At 30.2% G+C, this 567-nt stretch carries 2 protein-coding genes; both read right to left on the bottom strand.

Annotation, left to right across the window (positions count from 1 at the left end; translation table 11 throughout):
• The coding region (locus B0174_RS12110; RefSeq protein ID WP_133174809.1) for a hypothetical protein at positions 1-214 on the bottom strand (214 nt) is incomplete at its 3' end.
• The coding region (locus tag B0174_RS12105; RefSeq protein ID WP_205663532.1) for a hypothetical protein at positions 211-567 on the bottom strand (357 nt) is incomplete at its 5' end. The genes B0174_RS12105 and B0174_RS12110, both read right to left, overlap by 4 nt.

Here is a 567-nt window from a genome sequence, read left to right as displayed (position 1 = left end):
GTTTAAGAGAGGACTCTTTCTCTCTTAATACTTCTTGGCACAGGTCTAAAATATTTGACACTCTTTTTTTAACATTGAACTTTTTAAAGAACTCATCATTTTTATGATATGAAGATACAAGTTTTCTATTTTCTTTTGTATCTTTTAGTTTTGTAGATATTCGTTTTCCATTGATTCTTACATAAAGAATCCCATTTCTTGAATAAAAGGTCATGAGTTTTCCTCCTTGTAACCTCTTATCCCACTTTCGATAAAGGTTATTTTAGCTTTTCTTCCTTTAAGCTCTTTGATGAAATGTACACCTTCTTTTAATCTACCATCATTCATCATACTAGAAATCTTTCCATCACTACAGTTCAAAAACTTTTTTACACCAGCTCTTTTTGTTAGGTCTAGTTTGGGAATAAGCTCTTGTTCTAAATGTTTGATTCTTTGAAATAGTTCTTTATTTTGTTCAAAGAGTAGGGGCAATAGTCTTAGATATTCTAAAGTTCCAAGTCCAGTAGAACTTGAATCAATATTGTTCTCTTCTAATAATTTCATTATGTCTGGTGAATAGCTCATTGT

It is taken from the genome of Arcobacter caeni, from assembly GCF_003063245.1.
GTDB lineage: Bacteria > Campylobacterota > Campylobacteria > Campylobacterales > Arcobacteraceae > Aliarcobacter > Aliarcobacter caeni.
The sequence above is the reverse complement of the archived record's forward strand: the minus strand, read 5'-3'. Positions and strand labels throughout refer to the sequence as shown.